This is a genomic window from Rhizobacter sp. J219 (assembly GCF_024700055.1).
Lineage (GTDB): Bacteria > Pseudomonadota > Gammaproteobacteria > Burkholderiales > Burkholderiaceae_C > Rhizobacter.
In genome coordinates this window covers 1,459,849-1,483,600 of sequence record NZ_JAJOND010000001.1, presented here as the reverse complement: position 1 = coordinate 1,483,600, position 23,752 = coordinate 1,459,849, and the positions used below count along the sequence as shown (strand labels likewise).

At 68.2% G+C, this 23,752-nt stretch carries 19 protein-coding genes and 2 pseudogenes; 18 read left to right on the top strand and 3 right to left on the bottom strand.

Features of this window, described 5'->3' with window-relative positions:
- Positions 1-201: 201 nt before the first annotated feature.
- The 4 genes from guaB to LRS03_RS06775 all read left to right on the top strand — a co-directional run bounded on the left by guaB (position 202) and on the right by LRS03_RS06775 (position 5,782).
- Positions 202-1,671, top strand: a complete 1,470-nt coding sequence (guaB, locus tag LRS03_RS06790; protein WP_257824625.1) for an IMP dehydrogenase — start codon at positions 202-204, stop codon at positions 1,669-1,671.
- Positions 1,672-1,773: 102 nt separating this feature from the next.
- A complete protein-coding gene (locus LRS03_RS06785) occupies positions 1,774-3,039 on the top strand; it encodes an MFS transporter (protein ID WP_257824624.1) in 1,266 nt (421 codons plus the stop codon).
- Between the two features lie 9 nt (positions 3,040-3,048).
- Positions 3,049-4,653 carry a glutamine-hydrolyzing GMP synthase gene (gene guaA, locus LRS03_RS06780; protein WP_257824623.1) on the top strand — a complete coding sequence of 535 codons (1,605 nt, stop codon included), beginning with the start codon at positions 3,049-3,051 and terminating at the stop codon, positions 4,651-4,653.
- 187 nt (positions 4,654-4,840) lie between these two features.
- Positions 4,841-5,782, top strand: coding sequence for a tripartite tricarboxylate transporter substrate-binding protein (locus LRS03_RS06775; RefSeq protein ID WP_257824622.1), 942 nt, complete (start codon positions 4,841-4,843; stop codon positions 5,780-5,782).
- Here LRS03_RS06775 and LRS03_RS06770 read toward each other — a convergent pair.
- Positions 5,760-8,228 carry a PAS domain-containing hybrid sensor histidine kinase/response regulator gene (locus tag LRS03_RS06770; RefSeq protein ID WP_257824621.1) on the bottom strand — a complete coding sequence of 823 codons (2,469 nt, stop codon included), beginning with the start codon at positions 8,226-8,228 and terminating at the stop codon, positions 5,760-5,762. The genes LRS03_RS06775 and LRS03_RS06770 overlap by 23 nt on opposite strands.
- A 149-nt stretch (positions 8,229-8,377) precedes the next feature.
- On the opposite strand from LRS03_RS06770, the gene LRS03_RS06765 reads away from it, so the two are divergent.
- From LRS03_RS06765 to LRS03_RS06735, 6 genes and pseudogenes are all read left to right on the top strand, one after another.
- Positions 8,378-9,085 (top strand): helix-turn-helix transcriptional regulator, encoded by a 708-nt coding sequence (locus LRS03_RS06765; RefSeq protein ID WP_257824620.1) that lies wholly within the window; start codon positions 8,378-8,380, stop codon positions 9,083-9,085.
- 29 nt (positions 9,086-9,114) lie between these two features.
- Complete coding sequence (locus LRS03_RS06760) at positions 9,115-10,035, top strand: DMT family transporter (RefSeq protein WP_257824619.1); 921 nt, start codon at positions 9,115-9,117, stop codon at positions 10,033-10,035.
- 80 nt (positions 10,036-10,115) lie between these two features.
- A complete protein-coding gene (locus tag LRS03_RS06755; RefSeq protein WP_257824618.1) occupies positions 10,116-10,412 on the top strand; it encodes an iron uptake protein in 297 nt (98 codons plus the stop codon).
- A gap of 30 nt (positions 10,413-10,442) precedes the next feature.
- Positions 10,443-12,142, top strand: a pseudogene (locus LRS03_RS06745) (PepSY-associated TM helix domain-containing protein).
- Positions 12,135-12,455 carry a DUF3325 domain-containing protein gene (locus tag LRS03_RS06740; protein ID WP_257824615.1) on the top strand — a complete coding sequence of 107 codons (321 nt, stop codon included), beginning with the start codon at positions 12,135-12,137 and terminating at the stop codon, positions 12,453-12,455. The pseudogene LRS03_RS06745 and the gene LRS03_RS06740 overlap by 8 nt, the downstream one beginning before the upstream one ends.
- Positions 12,456-12,485: 30 nt before the next feature.
- Positions 12,486-13,088: a 2'-5' RNA ligase family protein gene (locus LRS03_RS06735; protein WP_257824614.1), complete on the top strand. Its 603-nt coding sequence runs from the start codon at positions 12,486-12,488 to the stop codon at positions 13,086-13,088.
- Here the strand turns inward: LRS03_RS06735 and LRS03_RS26805 are convergent.
- Together LRS03_RS26805 and LRS03_RS26800 are read right to left on the bottom strand one after the other, a co-directional pair.
- Entirely contained in the window at positions 13,074-13,598 is a 525-nt protein-coding gene (locus LRS03_RS26805; protein WP_489739914.1) for a DUF72 domain-containing protein, read from the bottom strand. The genes LRS03_RS06735 and LRS03_RS26805 overlap by 15 nt on opposite strands.
- Positions 13,599-13,749: 151 nt before the next feature.
- Positions 13,750-14,142 (bottom strand): annotated as a pseudogene (locus LRS03_RS26800) (DUF72 domain-containing protein); the annotation flags it as partial.
- Between the two features lie 60 nt (positions 14,143-14,202).
- On the opposite strand from LRS03_RS26800, the gene LRS03_RS06725 reads away from it, so the two are divergent.
- The 8 genes from LRS03_RS06725 to LRS03_RS06690 all read left to right on the top strand — a co-directional run bounded on the left by LRS03_RS06725 (position 14,203) and on the right by LRS03_RS06690 (position 23,710).
- The gene (locus LRS03_RS06725) at positions 14,203-14,427 is read left to right on the top strand and encodes a hypothetical protein (protein ID WP_257824613.1); all 225 of its coding nucleotides are present in this window, start codon (positions 14,203-14,205) and stop codon (positions 14,425-14,427) included.
- 23 nt (positions 14,428-14,450) lie between these two features.
- Positions 14,451-15,008: a tRNA adenosine(34) deaminase TadA gene (tadA, locus tag LRS03_RS06720; protein ID WP_374685091.1), complete on the top strand. Its 558-nt coding sequence runs from the start codon at positions 14,451-14,453 to the stop codon at positions 15,006-15,008.
- Complete coding sequence (locus LRS03_RS06715; protein ID WP_257824611.1) at positions 14,974-15,909, top strand: LD-carboxypeptidase; 936 nt, start codon at positions 14,974-14,976, stop codon at positions 15,907-15,909. Before tadA ends, LRS03_RS06715 begins: the two co-directional genes overlap by 35 nt.
- 21 nt (positions 15,910-15,930) lie before the next feature.
- Positions 15,931-18,159, top strand: a complete 2,229-nt coding sequence (locus tag LRS03_RS06710; protein WP_257824610.1) for an ABC transporter substrate-binding protein — start codon at positions 15,931-15,933, stop codon at positions 18,157-18,159.
- Positions 18,156-19,139: an ABC transporter permease gene (locus LRS03_RS06705; protein ID WP_257824609.1), complete on the top strand. Its 984-nt coding sequence runs from the start codon at positions 18,156-18,158 to the stop codon at positions 19,137-19,139. Before LRS03_RS06710 ends, LRS03_RS06705 begins: the two co-directional genes overlap by 4 nt.
- A 7-nt stretch (positions 19,140-19,146) precedes the next feature.
- A complete protein-coding gene (locus LRS03_RS06700; RefSeq protein WP_257824608.1) occupies positions 19,147-20,589 on the top strand; it encodes an ABC transporter permease in 1,443 nt (480 codons plus the stop codon).
- 68 nt (positions 20,590-20,657) lie between these two features.
- Positions 20,658-22,406, top strand: a complete 1,749-nt coding sequence (locus LRS03_RS06695; RefSeq protein ID WP_374685039.1) for an ABC transporter ATP-binding protein — start codon at positions 20,658-20,660, stop codon at positions 22,404-22,406.
- Entirely contained in the window at positions 22,406-23,710 is a 1,305-nt protein-coding gene (locus LRS03_RS06690) for an aspartyl/asparaginyl beta-hydroxylase domain-containing protein (protein WP_257824607.1), read from the top strand. The genes LRS03_RS06695 and LRS03_RS06690 overlap by 1 nt, the downstream gene beginning before the upstream one ends.
- Positions 23,711-23,752: the final 42 nt, after the last annotated feature.

The following is a 23,752-nucleotide window of genomic DNA, read 5'->3' as shown; positions in this document are numbered from 1 at the left end:
TGTAGTCGTGCAAAAGCCGGCCGACGCTCGGGGTGGCGCCTCCGTACGGGCTTTGTCGCTAATGGTTTCAATGGCGCGGCGGGTTCCGTGAAGTATTGCCGCGAATGGAGCCAAGTGGTCGTTGCGGCAAGGCTGCGCACGCCCACGCCAAGCGATCCGCCGGGCGTCCGTATAATTCGCTTTTGCGTCAGGAGCTTCCTCATGCGCCTTCTCGGCAAAGCGCTCACCTTCGACGATGTGTTGTTGGTGCCGGCGTTCTCCCAGGTGTTGCCACGCGACACCTCGCTCTCCACCCACCTCTCCCGCAACATCCGCCTGAACCTGCCCCTGGTGTCCGCCGCCATGGACACGGTGACGGAGGCGCGGCTTGCCATTGCCATCGCCCAGGAGGGCGGCATCGGCATCGTGCACAAGAACCTGTCGCCCAAGCAGCAGGCTTCGGAGGTGGCGCGGGTCAAACGCTACGAGTCGGGCGTGCTCCGTGACCCGATCACCATCTCGCCCCGCGTGCCGGTGCGTGACGTGATCAACCTGTCGCGTCAGCACGGCATTTCGGGCTTCCCGGTGCTCGACGAAGGCAAGGTGGTGGGCATCGTCACCGGCCGCGACCTGCGCTTCGAGACGCGCATGGACATCCCGGTCAGCGAGATCATGACCCCGCGCGAGCGCCTCATCACCGTGCGCGAAAACGCCACGCTCGATGAAGCCAAGGCCTTGATGCACAAGCACAAGCTGGAGCGTGTGCTGGTCGTCAACGACGCCTTCGAGCTGCGCGGCCTCTACACGGTGAAAGACATCACCAAGCAGACCAACTTCCCCAACGCGGCGCGCGATGCGCAAGGCAAGCTGCGCGTGGGCGCCGCGGTCGGCGTGGGCGAGGGCACCGAAGAGCGTGTCGAGCTGCTGGTGAAGGCCGGTGTCGATGCGCTGGTCGTCGACACCGCCCACGGCCACAGCGCCGGCGTGATCGAGCGGGTGCGCTGGGTCAAGCAGAACTTCCCGCAGGTCGACGTGATCGGCGGCAACATCGCCACCGGCGCGGCGGCACTGGCGCTGGTCGAAGCCGGTGCCGATGGTGTGAAGGTCGGCATCGGCCCCGGTTCCATCTGCACCACCCGCATCGTGGCAGGCGTGGGTGTGCCGCAGATCACCGCGATCGACAACGTCGCCCGGGCGCTGGCCGGAACGGGTGTGCCGCTGATCGCCGACGGCGGCGTGCGTTATTCGGGTGACATCGCCAAGGCCATCGCCGCCGGCGCCCACACGGTGATGATGGGTGGCATGTTCGCCGGCACCGAAGAGGCGCCGGGCGAGATCGTGCTGTTCCAGGGGCGCAGCTACAAGAGCTACCGCGGCATGGGCTCGATCGGCGCCATGCAGCAAGGCTCGGCCGACCGCTACTTCCAGGACAACACCGGCGCCAACCCCAACGCCGACAAGCTCGTGCCCGAAGGCATCGAAGGCCGCGTGCCCTACAAGGGTTCGATGGTCAGCATCGTGTTCCAGATGGCCGGCGGGCTTCGCGCGTCGATGGGCTACTGCGGGTGCGCGACGATCGACGACATGCGCAACAAGGCCGAGTTCGTCGAGATCACCTCGGCGGGCATCCGCGAGAGCCACGTGCACGACGTGCAGATCACCAAAGAAGCGCCCAACTACCGCATGGAGTAAATGGAGCCCCTCGGTCGGCGGGTACGCCGACCGATCCCCCGAGGGGATAGTGCCGTCAAGAGCGGCCCGACGCTCGGCCCGCACCTGTGAACTGAATTCCGCGTGACCGAACCTTCCCTGAACCAGACGCCGATCGCCGCGGACCGCCCCGCGGCGATGCGCTTCATCCTGCTGACGGTGCTGATCGACATGGTGTCGATCGGCCTGATCATCCCCGTGCTGCCCGAGCTGGTCGGCCGCTTCACGAGCGACCGCGCGGAGCAGGCGTTCTGGTTCGGCGCCATCATGTTCACCTTCGGCGTGGCGAACTTCTTCAGCGCGCCCGTGCTGGGTGCCCTGTCTGACCGCTACGGGCGCCGGCCGGTGCTGCTGCTCGGGTTCTGCGGCTTTGCCTTCAGCTACTTCGGCACGGCGCTCGCGGCCACCTTGTGGCAGCTGGTGGCCATTCGCCTGGTGAGCGGGGCGCTGCAGGCCAACGTCAGCATCGCCAACGCCTACGTCGCCGACATCACCGCGCCGGAAGACCGGGCCCGCCGCTTCGGGCAGGTGGGCGCGATGTTCGGCGTCGGCTTCATCCTCGGCCCCGTGATGGGCGGGCTGCTGGGCGCGATCGACATCCACCTGCCGTTCTATGCCGCCGGGGTGCTCGCGCTCCTCAACCTCGTCTACGGCTACTTCGTGCTGCCCGAGTCGCTGCCTGCGCACCACCGCAAGCCGCTGACCTGGGGCGCCCTGAACCCGATCCAGGCGCTCACGCAGCTGAGCCGGCTCGAAGGCATCGGCATCCTCGTGCTGGTCGTCGCCTTCGGTGCGCTGACCGACTCCATCCTGCGCAGCAGCTGGGTGCTCTACACCGGCTTCCGTTTCGGCTGGGGGCCACTGGAAAACGGCTGGTCGCTCTTCGCCGTGGGTGTGCTGTCGGTGCTGGTGCAAGGTGTGCTGCTGAAGCGGCTGCTGGCGGCTTTCGGTGCGCGGCGTCTGGCCACGCTCGGCCTCATGTCCGCCACCGTCTGCTACGTGCTGTGGGCGCTCTCCACCCAGGGCTGGATGATGTATGCGGTGATGGCACTCAACCTCTTCGGCTTCACGGTGCAGGCCTCGATGCAGTCGCTGGTGTCCAACGCCGCCGATGCCACCACCCAGGGCCGCACGATGGGTGCGATGTCGGCGTTGACGAGCCTGATGTACGTCATCGGCCCGGTGATCGGCACCTCGCTGCTGGGCGTGGTGTCGCACCTTCCGCCGAACGACTGGCGCGCCGGTGCGCCGTTCTTCTTCTGCGCCATCCTGATGGCGTCGTCCACGGCGGTGGCGCTGTGGCACTTCTCGCGCCGGCCGGCTGAGCTGGCCCCCCTGACCAACGCCTGAGCCTTCACCATGCACGACAAGATCCTCATCCTCGACTTCGGCTCCCAGGTCACGCAGCTCATCGCACGCCGCGTGCGCGAGGCTCACGTCTACAGCGAGATCCACCCCAACGACGTCAGCGACGACTTCATCCGCGAATTCAAGCCGAAGGGGATCATCCTGTCGGGTAGCCATGCCAGCACCTACGAAGACCACGAGCTGCGCGCACCCAAAGCCGTGTGGGAACTGGGCGTGCCGGTGCTGGGCATCTGCTACGGCATGTTCACGATGGCGGTGCAGCAGGGCGGTGAGGTCGAGGCCAGCACGCATCGCGAGTTTGGCTATGCCGAGGTGAGGGCGCATGGCCACACGCGGCTGCTGCAAGGCATCGAGGACTTTTCCACCACCGAGGGCCACGGCATGCTCAAGGTGTGGATGAGCCACGGCGACAAGGTCACCAAGCTGCCGCCGGGCTTCAAGCTGATGGCCTCCACCCCGAGTTGCCCGATCGCCGGCATGGCCGACGAGTCGCGCGGCTACTACGCGGTGCAGTTCCACCCGGAAGTCACGCACACCGTGAAGGGACGTGACCTCCTCAACCGGTTCGTGCTCGACATCTGCGGTGCCAAGGCCGACTGGGTGATGGGCAACTACATCGAAGAAGCGGTGGCGCGCATCCGCGAGCAGGTGGGCAGCGAAGAGGTGATCCTCGGCCTGTCGGGCGGTGTCGACTCGAGCGTGGCCGCCGCGCTGATCCACCGCGCCATCGGCGACCAGCTCACCTGCGTGTTCGTCGACCACGGCCTCCTGCGCCTGAACGAAGGCGACATGGTGATGGACATGTTCGCCGGCAAGCTGCACGCGAAGGTCATCCGCGTCGACGCGAGCGATCTCTTCCTGGGTGAACTGGCCGGCAAGCCCGAGCCCGAACAGAAGCGCAAGATCATCGGCAAGCTCTTCGTCGATGTGTTCAAGGCAGAAGCCGAAAAGCTCAAGGCCAGCGGCCAGGGCCACAAGGGCGCGACCTTCCTCGCGCAAGGCACGATCTACCCCGACGTGGTCGAGTCCGGTGGCACCAAGACCAAGAAAGCCACCACGATCAAGAGCCACCACAACGTCGGTGGCCTGCCCGAGCAACTGGGCCTGAAGCTGTTGGAGCCGCTGCGCGAGCTTTTCAAGGACGAAGTGCGCGAACTGGGTGTCGCGCTCGGCCTGCCGCACGACATGGTGTACCGCCACCCGTTCCCTGGCCCCGGCCTGGGTGTGCGCATCCTCGGCGAAGTGAAGAAGGAATACGCCGACCTGCTGCGCCGTGCCGATGCCATCTTCATCGAGGAGCTGCGTGCCGCGATCGACCCCGCCAGCGGCAAGAGCTGGTACGACCTCACGAGCCAGGCCTTCACCGTCTTCCTGCCGGTCAAGAGCGTGGGTGTGATGGGCGACGGCCGCACCTACGACTACGTGGTGGCGCTGCGCGCGGTCCAGACCAGCGACTTCATGACCGCCGACTGGGCCGAGCTGCCGTACAGCCTGCTCAAGAAGGTGTCGAGCCGCATCATCAACGAGGTGCGCGGCATCAACCGCGTGACCTACGACGTCTCGAGCAAGCCGCCCGCCACGATCGAGTGGGAGTAGCGGTGGTGAAAAGTTTTTTCTAAGTCCGATAGCTTGGAAGAGTTTCGTCGATGATGCGGGAGTCATCGCCGACAGCTCCGGCTTCGTTGATTCAGAAGGACTTTCAGTTGTGAACGTCAAGCGAGTCCCCGTGCCAACAAGGTCATCTGGTGCGCTTTCGCAATCGCGCCGGAGTTTGCTTGCCGGCATGCTGGGTCTTGCGGTGGGCCATGCGCGCGCGCAAGGCCGCGTCGCGCGCCTGGTGGTCGGTTTCGGGCCGGGCGGCACTTCGGACCTCACGGCACGTGCGGTCAGTGGCTCGTTGCGCGAGGCCATGGGTGGCGACGTGATAGTCGAGAACAGGACAGGCGCCGGTGGACAACTGGCCATCGAGCACGTCCGCGACGCAGTGTCGGACGGCAGCGTTGCGCTGCTCGCGCCCGACGCCACGATGTGCCTGTATCCGCATGTCTATCGCCATTTGAGATATGACCCCGAGCGCGACTTCGTGCCTGTCGCACGTGTTGCCAACCTGGCCATCGGGCTCTATGTCGGGCCGATGGTGCCGGCCTCGGTGCTCACCGTCGCCGATTTCGTGGAGTGGGTGCGGGCGGATGCCCGGCGGGCCGTCTTTGGAACTTCGGCGGCCGGTGCAACGCCGCACTTCGTGGGCGAGATGTTCGCCCGCGCAGCGGGTTTGAGCATGACTGCCGTGCACTATCGCGGCGGAGCCCCTGGGATCCAGGACCTCGTCGGCGGGCAACTGCCGGCCATGTTCGGTGCCGTGCCCGACGGATCGGCGATGCAGAACGCCGGCCGTGTGCGCGCTCTTGCGACGACCGGGCCTCGTCGCAGTGCGGCGACGCCCGATGTGCCGACCTTTGCCGAGCAGAACTTCGGCGAACTCGTGGTTGAGGACGGACTGGGTGTCTATCTGCCGGCCAGCGCCGCCAGCTCGACCGTGGAACGCCTGGCCCTCGCGCTGCTTCGGTCGCTCGACAGCGCCGAGGCGCGCCGCGTCTTCGAGTCGATCGGTCTGGACAAGAACTACGAGGGCCCCGAGGCGTTTGCTCAGCGGCTCCGCAGGGAGCGTGCAAGGTGGGCCGGAATCATTCGGTCCACAGGCTTCAAGGTGCTGGACGCGCGCTGATTCCGAGCGCTCCGGCAACCTGGCCGGCGAGCTCCGTGACAGCGGCGTTCAGTTTGCTGGCCTGGTCGAACAGCATGCGCGGGTCGAGTTCCGCGGGCCTGCCGTCCATGATGTCTCGCGCCAGCTTCTCCAGCGAAACGGCGCCAACAGTGCCGCAAGCACCGGCCAGTGCGTGCGCGGCCTTCCGGAGTGCTGCAGGGTCTTTCGTTTCGATGGCCCGAGCCAACTCCACGTCGCCCCGTTGGTAGTAGACGGCAAAGCAACGCAGAACGCGCTCCAGCGTGCCCACATCGCCACCGACACGCCACAACGCACGCTCGGTGTCGATCGACGGCAGTGTTGCCAGGCGATGCTCGAACGACTGCCCACCGCTGGACTGCATCGCCTGGCGCGCTGCAGGCGCACGCACCGGCAGCCAGGCCAGCAGCGTCTGATACAGCCGATCGGGATCCACCGGCTTGGCCACATGGTCGTTCATCCCGGCTTCGATGCAGGCGGCCCGGTCGTCGTCGAAAGCATTGGCCGTCATGGCGATGATGGCGACGGCCGGGTCGAGCGTCCGGCGAATCCGGCGCGTCGCTTCCAGCCCGTCGATGCCGGGCATCTGCACGTCCATCAGGATGAGGTCGTACGCGCGAGCCGAAGCCAGTTCGACGGCGCGCACTCCGTCGTCGGCGGTTTCGACATCAAGCTGTGCGCGCCGCAACAGTTCAGTGGCCACCTCGCGATTGATCGGGTTGTCTTCGACCAGCAGCACGCGCTGGCCCGAATGGCGTCGTGACAAGGTTTGCCGGGAGGAACCCTGGTCATCCGCGGCCGGCGGCAGGGCCTTGGTTGCACTGCGGCGCAGCAGTCGCAGCAGCGTCTCGAACAGCGCCGATGTCGATATGGGCTTGTCCAGCACCTCGCGGCAGCCGACCGCGGACGCCAGGTCACGCAGACCCGGGTCGGAGAATGCGGTGAACAGAATCGTTTGCGGCATGCGGGCGCCCACGAGACGGCGCACTGCATCGAGCGTTGCAATACCGTCCAGACCGGGCATCTTCCAGTCCACGAGCACCACGTCGAACGTCCGGCCGGCGGCGTACTCGTTCCGCACGAGTTCCAGCGCCGCTTCACCGCTGGATGCTGTCTTCACATCCATCCCGAACAGCACCAGACGCTGCGCTTCGGCGGCCAGTGCCTCCGGCAGGTCATCGACGATCAGCGCGCGCAGTCCGGCCAGTGAGACCTGTCCGGCATGCTCGGGTGCATGCTCGGCGCGGGTCAGGTTCACACGAATCCAGAAGGTGCTTCCCTGATGGACCACGCTGTCCGCGCCGGCATCGCCCCCCATCAACCGAGCCAGGTGCCGCGTCAACGCCAAGCCCAGACCCGTTCCGCCGTGACGACGAGCGAGCGAGGTGTCCGCCTGCTCGAAGGGCACGAATAGCAGCGCCAGGCGCGAGGCGTCGATTCCGGGGCCTGTGTCCGTCACCTCGAATCGAACCTCGAGCCGGCGGCCGTCATCAGCCGTCACGGTACCCCGCAGCCGCACCCAACCGGATTCGGTGAATTTCACGGCATTGGCCAGCAGGTTGATCAGCGCTTGTGAAAGCCGTGTCGCGTCGCCTATGACGTGCTGCGGCAGATGGTCGGCGTCCAGCACCAGCTCCAGGCCCTTTTGCTGCGCTGCACTGCTGACCATCTGCACCGCGCCGGTCATCACCTCTTCAAGTGAGAAGTCGGCCTCGCGCAGCGTCATCTTGCCGGCCTCGATCTTCGACAGATCCAGGATGTCGTTGATCACCTGCAACAGGTGCTTGGCGGCGCCGTCGATCTTGGAAAGGCGGTCATGTTGCTGCGGGTCGCTCAGTTCGTGCGACAACAGGTGCGTCAGGCCGATGATCGCGTTCATCGGCGTGCGGATCTCGTGGCTCATGTTGGCCAGGAATGCACTCTTGGCACGATTGGCTTCGTCGGCCAGGTTCGCACGCCGCGCCAACAGCTCGTTGGCATGCGCAAGCTCGGCGGTTCGCTGGATCACCAATTCGGCCAGCTCGGCGCGCGAATGCTGCAACCGGACCTCGGCCTCGTGGCGCGTGGTCACGTCCACATGCAGGCCGATCACGCCAACGGGCTGCCCGGCCCCGTCGTAGACGCCGACACCGGCCGACTCGGCCCAGAACAAGGTGCCATCCTTGCGCCGGTACCGGATCTCGAAGATGGCGCCTCGCTGGTCCAGCGCCTGTCGAAAGCTCAGTGCGCCGACGCCCTGGTAGTCAGCCGGGTCCGCATAGAAGAAGCTGGGGTCGCGGCCGATCACCTCGTCGGTTTCATAGCCGAACATCCGCGTGAAGCCCGGATTCACCGCCGCGATGCGCCGTTGCACGTCGACAACCACGATCGCGTGCGGAACGCGGTCGAACATGGCCTGGAGCGCCAGGGCAAGGTCAGGTGCTGGCATGTGGCGATTGTGCCCCGCACGACGAGGCGGCAGACGGCGCCTGTCCTCGAACGTCGGACCGAAAACGCGCCCAAATCTCGCCTTGCGCCAACGCGCTGAGTGGGCGTTGCGGTCCCAGAAACCGCCGAAGGCGCAGAATCGCCACCGCCATGGATTCCACACCTTCGTCTCTCGTCTCGCCCGCACTCTCCGTGCGCACCTACCGGGGTGCCTACGACGCACACAGCCATGAGCACGCGCAGGTGTTGGTGGGCCTGCAGGGCAGCCTGCAGCTCGAGGTGGACGGCCGCCCCGCGTTCGTCGATCCGTCCTGCGGCCTCGTGATTCCCGCCGGATCGGGCCACGAATACCTGGCGGAGTCCGCCGTCCGGGTGCTGGTGGTCGACTGTGCTGCCGCGAAGGGCACCGACCGCCTGCGGCGGATCGCCCTGGGCGCGGGTTGGCGAAGCGGGGCCGCGCCGGAGGATGCCGAGCGGCTGCTGTCCGAATTGGTCGGTGCGCCGACCCTGCAGGCGCGCCGGCGGCTGGTCCTCGACGACCTGGCGAAGACGGTGGATGCCGCGCTGCATCGGGACTGGACGGTCGCCGAGCTGGCGAGCCTGTGTCGCTTCAGCCCGCAGCGCTTTCGCGCCCGCTTTGCCGAAGTGACCGGCATGCCGCCGCTGGCCTGGGTGCGCCAGCGCCGCCTCGATGCGGCCGAGCGCCTGCTCCGCGCGGGTTTGCCACTGGAGACGGCTGCGCTGCAGGTCGGGTATGCGAGCGCGAGCGCGTTGTGCTTTGCGCTTCGCCGCGACCGAGGCCTCGGCGTGCGGCAGTTGCGCTCAGGGCCTCCAGTTCGAGCGTCTCTCGACATTTGAGCGCCGCGGCGGGGTCGAAGATCCCGCCCATGAAGACGAATCCCACCCTGGGTGTCGTGCTGGTCCTCGGCGCCGCGTCGCTGTGGGGCACCACCGGCACGGCCCGCTCGCTCGCCGATGGCGCGCTCAATGCCTACTGGTTCGGTGCGCTGCGGCTGTTGACGGCCAGTGCTTTCTTTGCCGCGTGCGCGTTGATGGCGCGCCGCCGCCCGGTTGCGCCCTCCGGCGCGCGCCTGTCCACCCGCGATGTGCTCGGTGCTGGCCTGTGCATGGCGGTCTACAACCTGGCCTTCTTCGCCGGCATTGCGAGCATCGGCGTGGCGCTCGGCACCGCGATCGCCCTCGGCAGCGGCCCGATCTGGGCCGGCCTGCTGCAGGCCTTGCTGCACCGGCAAAGGCCTTCCGCCGCGTGGTGGACGAGCACCCTGGTGGCCGTGGCCGGTGGAGTGCTGATGACGATCGGCGGCGCCCGGCAGGCGCAGGGCGGCGATGCCGCCGGCATCCTCCTGTGCCTCCTCTCCGGTTTCTCCTACGCCGCGTACACGCTGCTGAACCAGCGCATGGCGAACATCGCGCCGGCGTCTGTGATCACCTTCCGCGCGTTCGGCGTGGCGGCCGTCATCGCCTTACCGGCGGCATGGCTCACCGGCGCCCCGAGCTTCACCAGCGGCGACCTGGCCGCGGTGGCGTACACCGGCATCGTGACCGCGGGTCTGCCGTACCTGCTGTTCAGCCTGGCTCTGCGCCACATCACGCCTGCCACCGGCGTGACCCTGGCCCTGGGCGAGCCGGTCGTCGCGTTCGCGTTGTCGGTGCTGGTCCTGGGGGAGGGGCCGGCGGCATCGGCCTACCTCGGGCTCCTGCTCGTGGTCGGCGGCGTGCTGGGGGTCGTGAAGCAGGAGCTCGCGAGCCCGCCCATCTGCGCAGGCCGGCCGGCCGCACTGACCTGAGGCCGCAACGTGGCCTTGGGCAAATAAGAATGATTTGCATTAATAATGCGAATCATTCTCAACTTGTCCGTCCCATCCCGATGGTCGCCACCACCGCCACCCGTTGGCAGATCGCATCGCGCGTCGCCGCCAGCCTGCTGGGCAGCTATGCCTTCGTCTGGGGGCTGGTGATGCTCGGCATCGGCCTGTGCCTGCAGGCCGGCATGGCCTACAGCGATGCGATGGCGCTCGCGGCGCTGTATGCCTTCGTCGTGTTCCTCACCACCTTTCTGTGGTCGTTTGCCGCTGCGAGCGTGCTGCGGGTGTGGAGCGTGCTGCTGGGCGGTGGCGTGCTGATGACCACCGGCGGCTGGTGGCTTTCGCGCTTGAACGGCTGACCTTCCCCACGTCTCCAGGAGAGAGCTTCGATGTTTGCCTCATTCCGGCTGTCCATGACCTGGCTGCATACCTGGTTCGGCCTGGTGCTCGGCTATGTGCTGATGGTGGCCTTCTTCTTCGGTGCGCTGTCGGTGTTCGACCGCGAGATCGACCGCTGGGCGCTCCCCGAGACGCGCTTCCCCGCGCAGCCGATGCCGTCGTACGACGGCATGCTCGCCGGCATCTTCCAGCAGATGAAGCCCGAGGCACACGAGCCGAAGAAGCGCACAAGCGCATTGGCAAGCCGCCCGAGGTGAGCGCACGGGCCATGAACTGGGGCGCCTACACCACGCACCGCGACCCGGTGCTCGTGATGTTTTCGGAATACGCCGTCACCAACAACCCGAGCGACCCCGACGACCACGTGCATGGTCGCGCCACCATCGACCCGCGCTCGGGCCAGCTGCTGCCCGAAGGGCAGTTGAAGGTGGGCAGCGAGTTCTTCTACCCGATGCACTACAGCCTGCACCTGCACTGGCTGAACCTGGGCTACTGGGTGGTCGGCATCGCGGCGCTGGTGATGCTGGCGGCACTGGTGAGCGGCGTGGTGATGCACCGCAAGCTCTTCCGCGAGCTGTTCACCTTTCGCCCCCGTAAGCACACGCAGCGCAGCGCGCTCGACCTGCACAACCTCACCGGCGTGGTGGCGCTGCCGTTCCACTTCTTCTTTGCGCTGACGGGTCTGCTGATCTTCATCGGCATCTACTTCCCCGTGTCGGAGACGATGCTCAAGCCGCAGGCCCTGGCCGCGGCCCAGGCCGAGGCCGAAGCCAAGGGCCTGCCGTTCAAACCCGCGGGCACGCCGGCCACGCTGGCCTCGGTGGACGCGATGGTGGTCGAGGCCAAGCGCCGCTGGGCCGCGCGGGGCATGCCGGGCGAGGTGGGCTTCCTCACGGTCAACCACATCGGCGACGCCAACAGCGTCGTCAGCATCTACCGCGCCGGCAGCGACCGCGTGGCGCTGGTCGGGCAGGCGGTGCATTTCTCAGGGCCCACCGGCCGTGTGATCCACGAGGAGCCGGCGCCGAGCGCGGTGAAGAGCGTCAATGAATTCCTCACCGGGCTGCACCTGCAGCACTTCCGCCACTGGCTGTTGCGCTGGTTCTACGTGCTGGGCGGTCTGGCCGGTTGCGTGTGCATCGCGGCGGGCTTCATCTTCTTCGTCGAGAAGCGCAAACGCCAGCATGCCAAGCAGGGCATCGCGGGCGCACGCTGGGCCGACGCCATGGCGGTGACCACCGTCACCGGCATGCTGGTCGCGGCCTTCTCCATCCTTGTGGCCAACCGCCTGCTGCCGGCCGGGATGCCCGACCGTGGGCAGTGGGAAGAGGGCGTCTTCTGGGCCGCGTGGGCGCTCGCGCTGCTGCATGCCGCGTGGCGCAGCAAGCCGGTGCAGCAGGGCCTGCTCTCGCCGGCGTGGCGCGAGCAATGCTGGGCCGTGGTGGCGCTGGCGGTGAGCGCGGTGCTGCTGAACTGGGTGACCACTGGTGATCACCTGGCCAAGACCGTGACCGAAGGCTACTGGCCGGTGGCCGGGGTCGACCTGTCGCTGCTCGCAAGCGCTGCGCTTGCGGTGCTGGCCGTGCGCAAGCTGCGAGTGCGCGAGCGCATGGCGGCGGCGGTGCAGCCCACCCGCGATCAACCGCGTGTCGACGGTGCGCCCACAGCGGTGGAGGCGGCCGGTGCCTGAGGTCTTCAAGTTCACGATCGCGCTTGCGGCCTGCGTGGCTGGCATGGGCTGGCTGGCGCTCGCGATGGAGGTGCACTGGCAGCAGGTGCGCGGCGCACGGCCGCTGTCGCGGCGCAGCGCCGTCGTGCTGCGGGTGCTGGGCACGATGGCGCTCGGCGCGTCGCTGCTTGCGTGCTTCTGGGTCGACCACGCGACGATGGCGCCGCTGGTGTGGGTGATGGCGATCGCAGGCGCGGCGCTGCTGATCGCCTTCACGCTGTCGTGGCGCCCGCGCTGGCTGGGCGTGCTGCTGCTCGGCCTGCCGGTGCGATAGGGCAGGGGGCGGGCGCGCACAATCCGCGCCGTGTCCTTACCGCTCAGCCTCGAAGGTCCCGCGCCTCCGCCGCGGGCGACCGATCGCCTGTTCTTCGCGCTGCTGCCCGACGCGCCGGCCGCTGCCGCCATCGCGTCGACAGCCAAGCGCCTGAAGGCCGAGCACGGCCTCAAGGGCCGGGTGCTGGCGAACTCGCGCCTGCACGTCACGCTGCATTTCTTCGGTGACCACGTGGGCCTGCCGCAGGCGCTGGTCGACGCGCTGAGTGCGGCCGCGTCGCAACTGCACCATGCACCGTTCGACGTCCGCTTCGACCATGCGATGAGCTTCGCCGGCCGGCCGCGCAGGCGGCCTTTCGTGCTGCGCGGCAGCGACGAGGGGCTGGCTGCGCTGATGGACTTTCGCCGCGCGCTGAGCGAGGCGCTCGTGCGCGACGGCCTGGACCACCTCGTCCAGGCGCGTTTCACGCCCCACGTCACGCTGCTCTACGACCCACAGCTGCGACCGCCGCAGCCCATCGAGCCCATCGTGTGGCGTGTGCGCGAATTCGTGCTGGTCGACAGCCTGATCGGCCAGTCGCGCCACGTGCCGCTCGCCCGCTGGCCCCTGCAAGACGCCTCAGCCGCGGCGTGACACCACCGCCTGCGCGAGTGCCGCGGCCGAGAGCGGCGCGCAGCCTTCGGCGTGGTTGCTGATCGTCACGTAGGCGTTGTGCCCGGCGTCGGTGGTGGCGGCAATCACGCGGGCGAGCGTGTCGCGGGTGTGTGGGTCGGGGTCCAGCACCTTGTCGAACGGGGCATAACGTTTCTCGGCCGACTCGTAGCCGTAGGCGCCGTTGACCGGGTTGAGGTTCCAGCGGCACACGAGCGGCCCAGGCCACATCGCGCGCAGCATCGGCAGCTGGCCGTCGATGCCCGGCATCTTGGCCTGCAGGCCCAGGCAGAAGGCCGCGCCGCTGTCGCGCAACACGCGCGCGAAGGCGGGCGTGAGGAACTCGGGGTCGCGCACTTCCACGGCGACCACCGCGTCGGAGGCGGCGGCAAGCGAGGGCAGGGCCTGCAGCAAGGCCTGAAGGCGCTGCAACACCTCGTCGAGCCGGGCGAGCAAGGGCAGCGGCAGGGGGCTCAGCTGGAACACCAGCACGCCGAGCTTCGTGCCGAGGCCGTCGAGCGCTGGCTCGACGAGCTTCGCGGATCGCGATCTCGGCGTTGAGGAAGACCGGGTTCTCCTGCACCGCGCGGCCGTTCTCTCTGCGCACCGTGGCGTCGGTGACGGCAGCCGGCGCCTTCACCACAAAGCGGAAATCGTCGGGCACCTGCGCGGCGTAGCGGGCGTACTGCTGCGCGGTGAGACCGCGGTAGAAGCTGCGGTCGATGCAGACGCTTCGAAAGAGCGGGTGTCGCGCATAGGCCGCGAGGCCTTCGCGCGAGAGCTTCGACTCGTTGTGATCGCCTTCCCACACCAGGCCCTTCCAGCCGGGGTAGCTCCACGACGAGCCGCCGAGGCGCAGCCGTGGCGGCAACTGGCGGGCGAGGGCGATCAGCGATTCGTCGGGTGGGCAGGGCAGCACCTTGCTGCCGCGTTCGCGCGAAGGCTCTTTCGGCACCGGGGCCGGCGCAGCGGCGGTGACAGGGGCCGGGCGCACCGGCGCGAGGGCAGCTTCGTCGGGGAACAGGCTGTCTTGCATCGAGGCAGCAGCATACGGTCTCGCGGTTACAGTGCGGGCTTCCAAGATTGCTGGGTGAACATGAAGGCTCTGTTCGGTGTGGTGTCGCTGCTGGTGGTGCTGGCCGTTGTGGCGCTCCTGGCCAGTCGCATGATGAAGGCGCCGGTGCTGGCAGTGCCCGTGGCCGCCAGTGCACCCGAAGCCACCGTCCGGCAGCAGGCGGTGCAGGTCCAGGAGCAGGTGCGGCAGGATCTGAACCAAGCCCTGGAAGACGCCGCCCGCCGCACCGAAGCCGCCGACAAATGAGCACCCCCGCCGACGAACACGCCATGCGCATCGCGCTCGACCAGGCCCACAACGCCTGGCTGGTGGGCGAGGTGCCGGTGGGCGCCGTCATCATGCGGGCCGGTCAGGTGATCGCCACCGGCTACAACCGCCCGATCACCGAGCACGACCCCACCGCCCATGCCGAGATCGTGGCCCTGCGCCACGCCGCCACGCTGCTCGGCAACTACCGCCTGCCCGAGTGCGAGCTGTACGTGACGCTCGAACCCTGCGCCATGTGCGCCATGGCCCTGATGCACGCACGCTTCAAGCGCGTGGTGTTCGGTGCCACCGACCCCAAGACCGGCGCGGCCGGTTCGGTGGTCGACCTGTTCGCCGTGCCGCAACTCAACCACCACACCCAGCTCGAAAGCGGCGTGCTGGCCGACGAGTGCGGCAAGGTGCTGCGCGATTTTTTTGCCGAGCGACGCGAGCTGTACCGCAAACGGCGGGCGCAGCCCACCGACTCGGGTGACAGTGATTTCGACGCCGGCACCGACGTGATCCCGACCGGAGAGGTTGTCGAAGTTGAGCCACCACCCCCATCCCCATCCCGAAGCTGAGAGCGGCCCACTGCGCCTGACGCTGTTCACACCGGCCGGCGTGCTCGCCCAGGCGGGCCCCTTGCGACGTGCGTCGAAGCGGCTCGCGGCCCTCGGCTTCGACGTGACGGTGGACGACGCCGCCCTGGCCAAGCACCAGCGCTTCGGCGGCGACGACGAGACGCGCCTCGACGCGATCCACCGCATCGCCAAGGCAGCGCCCGACATTGCGCTGGCCACCCGCGGCGGCTACGGCCTCACGCGACTGCTCGACCGCATCGACTGGAAACTCATCGCCAAGAGCGTGGCGCGCGGCACGCGCTGGGTCGGCCACAGCGACATGACCGCACTGCAGCTCGGCCTCGTCGCACACACCGGTGCCGCGAGCTGGGCCGGCCCGCTCGCCGTGGGCGACTTCGGCGGCGAGACGGTCGACGACATCACGCAAGACTGCTTTGTCGAAGCGATGACCGGCGCCCTCGAAGCGGTGGGCTTTCGCACCGAAGCCGGCTTCGACGGCCTGCACGCCAAGGGCGTGCTGTGGGGCGGCAACCTGTGCGTGCTCAACGCGCTGCTCGGTACGCCGCACTTTCCGAAGGTGAAGGGCGGCATCCTCTTCCTCGAAGACGTGAACGAGCACCCGTACCGCATCGAGCGCAGCCTGCTGCAGTTGCACCAGGCCGGTGTGCTGGGGGCGCAGAAGGCGGTGCTGCTGGGCAGCTTCACCGAGTACAAGAAGTCGCCGCTGGACCGCGGTTATTCGCTCAAGGGCGTGGTCGAGTACCTGCGGGCACAGACGAAGACACCCATCCTCACCGGGCTGCCGTTCGGCCATGTGCCGACCAAGGTCACGCTGCCGGTGGGCCGCAAGGTCACGCTTCTGGTACAGGCACGCGATGTGCTGATGGGCTGGGACCACTGACGCGGCTCTCGCCACTGACCCATGCAGCCCCACCGCCTCGCACGCCGGATCACGCTCGTGCTGGGCGTCGTGGTGGCGATGCTGAGCGGCTGCAACAACAGCCCCCATCCGGCCGGTGCGGAGAAAGAGAACACGCTCTTCAACGCGTTCGACGAGCGTTCGCCGCGCTACCTGGACCCGACCGCGTCGTACAGCAACCCCGAGACGCCGTACACCTATTCGATCTACGAGCCGCTGTACGGCTACCACTACCTGAAGCGCCCCTACGAGCTGATCCCGAAGGCGGCCGAGGCGGTGGTGCAGCCGGTGTACCTGTCGGCCGATCGCAAGCCGCTGCCGGCCGACGCACCGGCGGCGCAGATCGCCGAGAGCGTCTACGACATCAAGATCAAGCCCGGCATCCTCTATGCGCCGCACCCGGCGTTTGCGAAAGACGAGCAGGGCCGCTATCTCTACCACCAGCTCACGCGCGAGCAGCTAGGCGACAAGCGCTCGCCGTTCGACTTCGAGAAGACCGGCACCCGTGAGCTGGTGGCCGAAGACTACGTCTACGCCTTCAAGCGCCACGCCACGCCGCGCATCGAAGCGCCGGTTTTCGCCACCTTCTCGGCCTACATCCTCGGCCTCAAGGAATACGGCGCCCTGGTGCGCGCCGAAGACGCCAAGCTGCGCGCCGGGCTGCCCGCCTCCTCGCAGGACAAGCCCTTTCTCGACTTCCGGCAGTGGCCGCTCGAAGGCGTGACCGCGCTCGACAAGTACACCCTGCGCATCCGCATCAAGGGCAAGTACCCGCAGTGGAAATACTGGCTCGCGATGACCTTCACCGCCCCGGTGCCCTGGGAGGCCGACGCGTTCTACGCACGCCCCGGCATGGCCGGCAACAGCCTGTCGTGGAACCAGTGGCCGGTGGGCACCGGCCCGTTCATGATGGCCGAGTACGTGCAAGACCGCCGCCATGTGCTCAAGCGCAACCCCCACTTCCGCGGCGAGCCCTATCCCTGCGAGGGCATGCCCGGCGACAAGGAGCTGGGCCTGCTGGCCGACTGCGGCAAGCTCATGCCCTTCGTCGACAAGGTGGTCTCGACCATCGAGAAGGAGAAGGTGCCGCTCAAGCAGAAGTTCAAGCAGGGCTACCTCGACGTGCCCGAGATCGAGCGGCCGGAGTGGGGCATCGTGTTCCGCGTCGACATGGACGACTCCGACGTAGTGCGCCGCGAGTACGAGGAGCGCGGTTTCCAGTTCCCCATCACCACCGACATCAACAACTGGTACCTCGGCTTCAACTGGCTCGACCCGGTGGTGGGCAAGGGCGACACACCCGAGCAGCAGCTGCGCAACCGCAAGCTGCGCCAGGCGATCTCGATCGCGATCGACTGGGAAGAGGGCTACGGCCGCATCTTCCGCGACAAGGGGGGCGAGGCGGCGCACGGCCCGGTGCCGCCGGGGGTGTTCGGTGCGCGGCACGGCACCGCCGCCGGCATGAACCCGGTCACGCACCGGCTCGTCGATGGCAAGGTGGTGCGCCGCCCGATCGAAGACGCGAAGAAACTGATGGTCGAGGCCGGCTACCCGAACGGGCGTGACGCGAGGACCGGCCGCCCGCTGGTGCTCAACTACGACTACCAGCGTGCGCCCACGCCCGAGCTGAAGGCCGAACTCGACTGGATGGTGCGCCAGTTCGCCAAGATCGACATCCAGCTCGAGATCCGTGCCACCGACTACAACCAGTTCCAGGACAAGGTGCACAAGGGCACGCACCAGATCTTCTGGTGGGGGTGGCTGGCCGACTACCCCGACGCGGAGAATTTCCTCTTCCTGCTCTACGGGCCCAACGGCAAGGTCAAGCACGAAGGCGAGAACGCCGCCAACTACGAGAACCCCGAATACGACCGCCTGTACCAGCAGATGCAGACGCTCGACGACGGCCCCGAGAAGCAGAAGGTCATCGACCGCATGGTTGCCATCGCCCAGCAGGACGCGCCCTGGGCGTGGGGCTACTTCCCCTACGTGGGTGTCGCGTTCCAGTCGTGGGTGCACAACGGCAAGCCGACCATCGTGGTGCGCGACCTCGCCAAGTACTACCGGGTCGATGCGGTGGCACGTGCCGAGGCCCAGGCCGCCTGGAACCGGCCGGTGTGGTGGCCGCTGGCCGCCGCCGTGCCGCTGCTCTTGTGGCTCGTGTGGATCGCGCGTCGCAGCTACCGCCGGAGCGAACAGCGCACGGCCAAGCCGGAGGTGCGCACCGCATGACCCGCTACCTCCTGCGCCGCATCGGCTACGCGCTGTTGATCCTCGTCGGCGTCAACCTCTTCACCTTCTTCCTCTTCTTCACCGTCAACACGCCGGACGACATGGCGCGCCTGAACATCGGCGGCAAGCGCGTCACGCAGGAGCAGATCGAGAAGTGGAAGGCCGAGCGCGGCTACGACAAGCCGCTCTACTGGAACGATGCCGCCCAGGGCAGCGAGAAGCTCACCCACACCATCGTGTGGGAACGCTCCGTCTCGCTGATGGCGCTCGAATTCGGCCGTTCCGACGCGCGCAATGCCGTCGACATCGGGCACGAGATCCAGGTGCGCATGGGCGTGAGCCTGCGGCTCGCGGTGCCGGTGTTCATCCTGCAGCTCATCGTGAGCACGACCTTCGCGCTGCTGCTGGTCTTCTTCCGCCACACGCGCATCGACTTCTGGGGCGTGGTGCTGTGCGTTCTGATGCTGTCGATCTCGGCGCTCTTCTACATCATCGTCGGCCAGTACTTCTTTGCGCGGGTGCTCAAGCTGGTGCCGATATCGGGTTATGCCGGCGGGCTGGATGCGGTGAAGTTTCTGGCGATGCCGGTGATCCTGTCGCTGCTAGCGCGCCTGGGCAGCGAGGCGCGGCTGTACCGCGCGATGCTGCTCGAAGAGGTGGGCCGCGACTACGTGCGCACCGCCCGCGCCAAGGGCATCGCCGAGACCTGGGTGCTCGCGCGCCACGTGCTGCGCAATGCGCTCATTCCCATCATCACGAGTGCGGGCTCGTACCTGCCGTATGTGTTCCTCGGCAGCCTGGTGTTCGAGAGCTTCTTCGGCATCCCCGGTCTCGGCACCTTCGTGATCGAAGCCATCTCGGGGCAGGACTTCGCCATCGTGCGCTCGATGGTGTTCCTCGGCGCCGTGCTCTACATCGCGAGCAACGTGCTGATCGACCTGGCCTACACCTGGGTCGACCCGCGCGTGCGGCTCACCTGATCGCACCATGGAGTTCAAGCTCGTATTCCTCTGGACCGACGTGGCGCTCTACGTGCTGGCGCTGGCGCTGCTGGCCTACGTGTGGCACGTGCGTCGACAGCCCACGCTGCAGGCGAACTGGAAAAAGGTGCTGCTCGACCCGGCCGCCTTGAGCGCCGGGGTGCTGCTCGTGCTGTTCGGTGCGGTCACGGCGCTCGACAGCGTGCATTTCCGCCGCGCGCTGGCGCCCGCCTCGCCTGGCGCGCAGGTGTACTACGACACGCGCACCGTGTCGCTGCTCGACGTGGTGCTGGCCCGCCAGATCGAAATGCGCGAGGCCACCTACTCGGCGCCGCTCGGCACGCACGGCATCAGCAAGGAAAGCGTGAACGTCGGCGGGCAGACGGTGCGCGAGTATCCGCGCTTGAAGTTCGGCGGCGCGCACCTGCGTGACCCGGCGCAGGAGTGGGCGGGCGACGTGGCACGGCGCAGCGCCTTCGGCCTGCTCGGCGGCGCGGCGGTGTTCGCCGGCCTGCTGCTCGGCGCGGCGGTGGTGCTGCGGCGTGCGCACGGCGGCACTGTGCAGGCCCTGCGCGACATCGCGGCCGACCGCACCCGCTACCCGCTGCGCGCGACCGCCGTCACGCTGGCCGTGGTGTGCCTGCTCGGCGGCGTGGTGGTGGCGCTGATGGGCCACTACCACGTGTTCGGCACCGACCGCACCGGCAACGACGTGCTCTACCTGGCCCTCAAGAGCGTGCGCACCGCGTTCGTGATCGGCGGGCTGTCGACGCTCGCCACGCTGCCGCTCGCGGTGGTGCTGGGCATCCTGGCCGGCTACTTCAAGGGCTGGGTCGACGAGCTGATCCAGTACCTCTACACCCTGCTGAGTTCGGTGCCCAACGTGCTGCTGATCGCCGCCTGCGTGCTGATGGTGCAGGTCTTTCTCGACAAGAACCCCGAGATGTTCGAGACCGGCGCCGAGCGTTCCGACCTCAAGATCCTCTTGCTGTGCATCGTGCTCGGCGTCACCGGCTGGGCGACGCTGTGCCGTCTGGTGCGCGGCGAGACGCTCAAGCTGCGCGAACTCGAGTACGTGCAGGCCGCCACCGCCTTCGGCGTGGGCGACGCCCGCATCATGGCGCGCCACATCCTGCCCAACGTGATGCACCTCGTGCTCATCACCACCGTGCTCGCGTTCTCGGACCTCATCCTCTACGAAGCGGTACTCACCTACGTGGGCGTAGGTGTCGACCCCGGCACCAGCAGCTTCGGCAGCATGATCAACCTCGCGCGCAACGAGATGAACCGCGAGCCCACCGTGTGGTGGTCGTTCGCCGCGGCCTTCGTGTTCATGGTGACGCTGGTGCTGGCGGCCAACCTCTTTGCCGACGGCGTGCGCGATGCGTTCGACCCGCGGGCGCGCAAGCTCAGGCCACGGCTGAAGGCAGGACCCCATGCTGCAGGTTGACGAGCTGAAGGTCGAGTCTCGACGCCGACGAGGGCCTGGTCAAGGCGCTCGACGGCCTGGCGCTGTCGGTGCGCCGCGGCGAGACCTTCGCGCTCGTCGGCGAGTCGGGCTGCGGCAAGAGCATGACGGCGCTCGCGCTGATGCGCCTCTTGCCGGAGAACGGGCGCATCACCCACGGGCAGGTCAGCCTGGAGGGCCAGGACGTGCTGGCCCTGCCCGAGGCGGCCATGCGCACGGTGCGCGGTGGGCGCATCGGGATGATCTTCCAGGAGCCTTCGACCAGCCTCAACCCGGTGATGAAGGTGGGTGACCAGATCGTCGAGGCGATCGAGGCGCACACCGAATTGCGCGGCGATGCGGCGCGGGCCAAGGCGATCGACTGGCTGCGGCGCGTGGGCATTCCCGAGCCCGAGCGCCGCATCGACGAATACCCGTTCCGCCTCTCGGGCGGGCAGAAACAGCGCGTCATGATTGCGATGGCGCTGGCCGCCGAGCCCGAGTACCTGGTGGCCGACGAGCCGACCACCGCGCTCGACGTCACCATCCAGAAGCAGATCCTCGATCTCTTGAAAGACCTGCAGCGCGAGCACGGCATGGGCCTGCTGCTGATCACCCACGACCTCGCGGTGGTGGCCGGCATGGCCGACCGGGTGGCGCTGATGTACGCCGGCCAGATCATCGAGGTGGCCTCCGCCGAAGAATTCTTCCGCGCGCCCAAGCATCCGTACGCGAAGCTCCTGCTGAGCGCCTTGCCCGATGCGGCACGCCGTGGCGAGAGGCTCGCGGCCATCGGCGGCAGCGTGCCGCCCTTGTCGCAGGCCTTCACAGGCTGCCGCTTCGCGCCGCGCTGCGACCGGGTGATGCCCGAGTGCCACACCACGCCGCCCGAGCTGATCGAGACGGGTGGCCATCACCCGGTGCGCTGCCTGCTTTACCGCGAGGGCGCCAGCTCGCTTGCGGCACCGGCCGCCGTAGCAGTCGACCCGGTGGTGCCGGCGCTGCCGCGCAGCACCGGCCAGCCCTTGCTCGAGGTGCAGCAGCTGTCGGTGCATTTCGCTCTCCGCAAAGCTCTGCTGCAGCGGGCGCGTCAGCACTTCACCGCGGTGCAAGACGTGTCGTTCAAAGTCGATGCCGGCGAGACGGTGGCGTTGGTCGGCGAATCGGGCTGCGGCAAGACGACCACCGGCAAGGCGATCGTGCAACTGCTGCGCCGCCAGGCCCGCATCAAAGGCCGCGCGCTGCTCGACGGGCGCGACCTCTTCACCTTGCAGGGCGAGGCCCTGCGCGAAGCGCGGCGCGCGGTGCAGATGATCTTCCAGGACCCGTTCGGCTCGCTCAACCCGCGCATGCGGGTGGCGGAGCTGCTGGAAGAGGGCGTGCAGGCGCTCAGGCCCGACATCGCGCCCGAGCAGCGCCGGCGCGACGTGGCCGATCTCGTCGAGCGTGTCGGCCTGCGGCGCGAGTCGTTGCAGCGCTACCCGCATGAGTTTTCTGGCGGACAGCGGCAGCGCATCGCCATCGCGCGGGCGCTCGCGCTCAAGCCGCGGCTCATCGTCTGCGACGAGCCCACCTCGGCGCTCGATGTGTCGGTGCAGGCGCAGATCCTGAACCTGCTGCGCGAGTTGCAGCGCGAGCTGGGGGTGTCGTACCTCTTCATCACGCACAACATCGGCGTCGTGGAGTACATCGCCGACCGGGTGGTGGTGATGCAGCACGGCCGCATCGAAGAAGCCGGGCCGGCCGACCAGGTGCTGCACGCGCCCGCCAGCCCCTACACGCGTACGCTGCTGGCCGCGGTGCCGCGCATCGCGGCCTGATGAACGCCGAGGCCCTCTCGCGCCTGCGACAGGCCGATGCACTGCGCGACAGCGGCCAGGTGCTCCAGGCCGAGCTGGTCTACCTCGACGTGCTCAAGCGCTGGCCCGGCGCACGCCCGGCGCTGGTGGCGCTGGCCGGTCTGGCCCTGCAGCGTGGCGATGCGCCGCGCGCCACCCGCTTCCTCGCGACCGCGCTGGCGCACCACCCCGATGACCGGCCGGTGCTGCTGGACCTGGCGCTGCTGTACCTGCGCGCGGGTGACGCTGCGCAAGCCCGCACGACCCTGGAGCACGCCACACGGGACGCGCCCGACTTCTACGAAGGCTGGCTGTTGCTCGGCCGGGCGCTCGATGCGCTGGGCGAATCGCGTGCGGCGCTGAAGGCGTATCTGCACGCCATCGTCGAGGCTCGCCACCATGGCCGCTGGTTGGACGAGCGAACGACGCCTCCGCCCTTGCTGAGCGCCGTGTTGCGTGCGACACAGCAGCTGCGCGAACAACGCCGAGAGCTGCTACGAGCCTCGTACGACACACTGCGAGATGCGCACGGCGATGACGCGCTGGCCCGTGTCGACCGGGCCTTGGGCGGCTACCTCCGCGAATGGGACGCCACCCCGGCCGACCCGCGGCAGCGCCCCAGGTTCTTCTTCTTTCCCGGACTGCCCAACACGCCGTTCCACGACCCCGGCCTTCAGCCCTGGGCGGGCCGCTTGAGGGCGGCGTTCCACGACATCCGCGCCGAAGCCCTGCAGGTGCTGCAGGAAGACGCGGGCCGCCTGCCGGATTTCATCGACGACCGGCGGCAGGAGTACGTGTCGGGCGACGGGGCCGCCGCGTGGAAGGCGTTCTTCTTCTACCGCCACGGACGCCGCCACGACGCCCACCATGCCCGCTGCCCCCGCACGAGCGCGGTGCTGGAGTCGCTCGACCTCTGCCGCCTCGAAGACCAGGCGCCCGAGGTGTTGTTTTCGGTGCTGGCGCCGGGCTCGCACATCAACCCGCACCACGGCGTGAGCAACGTGCGCCTTGTGATGCACTTGCCGTTGATCGTGCCGCAGGGCTGCGCGCTCCACCTGGTCGGCCATTGCGAGCATGCGTGGCGCGAAGGCGAACTGGTCATGTTCGACGACACCTACCTGCACGAAGCCTGGAATCGTTCGCCACAGACCCGCGTGGTGCTGCTGATGGACTGCTGGAACCCGCATCTCACCGGTGTGGAAAGGCTCGCGGTCAAGCAGTTGCTGGAGACAATCTCGGCCCTGCACCGCGCCGACCGGCTGCAGCCTGCATGGCATGACGACTGAGTCGGACGTTCACACGGCGGCCGCGTGCCTTGGGGATACTCT

Excerpts from the sequence above, each read along its gene's own strand:
- LRS03_RS06770 (WP_257824621.1), bottom strand. The coding sequence starts at position 8,228 with ATGCCAGCACCTGACCTTGCCCTGGCGCTCCAGGCCATGTTCGACCGC.
- LRS03_RS06710 (WP_257824610.1), top strand. The coding sequence starts at position 15,931 with ATGCAGCCCCACCGCCTCGCACGCCGGATCACGCTCGTGCTGGGCGTC.
- LRS03_RS06725 (WP_257824613.1), top strand. The coding sequence starts at position 14,203 with ATGAAGGCTCTGTTCGGTGTGGTGTCGCTGCTGGTGGTGCTGGCCGTT.
- LRS03_RS06755 (WP_257824618.1), top strand. The coding sequence starts at position 10,116 with ATGGTCGCCACCACCGCCACCCGTTGGCAGATCGCATCGCGCGTCGCC.
- LRS03_RS06705 (WP_257824609.1), top strand. The coding sequence starts at position 18,156 with ATGACCCGCTACCTCCTGCGCCGCATCGGCTACGCGCTGTTGATCCTC.
- guaB (WP_257824625.1), top strand. The coding sequence starts at position 202 with ATGCGCCTTCTCGGCAAAGCGCTCACCTTCGACGATGTGTTGTTGGTG.
- LRS03_RS06765 (WP_257824620.1), top strand. The coding sequence starts at position 8,378 with ATGGATTCCACACCTTCGTCTCTCGTCTCGCCCGCACTCTCCGTGCGC.
- LRS03_RS06775 (WP_257824622.1), top strand. The coding sequence starts at position 4,841 with ATGCTGGGTCTTGCGGTGGGCCATGCGCGCGCGCAAGGCCGCGTCGCG.
- guaA (WP_257824623.1), top strand. The coding sequence starts at position 3,049 with ATGCACGACAAGATCCTCATCCTCGACTTCGGCTCCCAGGTCACGCAG.
- LRS03_RS06690 (WP_257824607.1), top strand. The coding sequence starts at position 22,406 with ATGAACGCCGAGGCCCTCTCGCGCCTGCGACAGGCCGATGCACTGCGC.
- tadA (WP_374685091.1), top strand. The coding sequence starts at position 14,451 with ATGCGCATCGCGCTCGACCAGGCCCACAACGCCTGGCTGGTGGGCGAG.
- LRS03_RS06700 (WP_257824608.1), top strand. The coding sequence starts at position 19,147 with ATGGAGTTCAAGCTCGTATTCCTCTGGACCGACGTGGCGCTCTACGTG.
- LRS03_RS06760 (WP_257824619.1), top strand. The coding sequence starts at position 9,115 with ATGAAGACGAATCCCACCCTGGGTGTCGTGCTGGTCCTCGGCGCCGCG.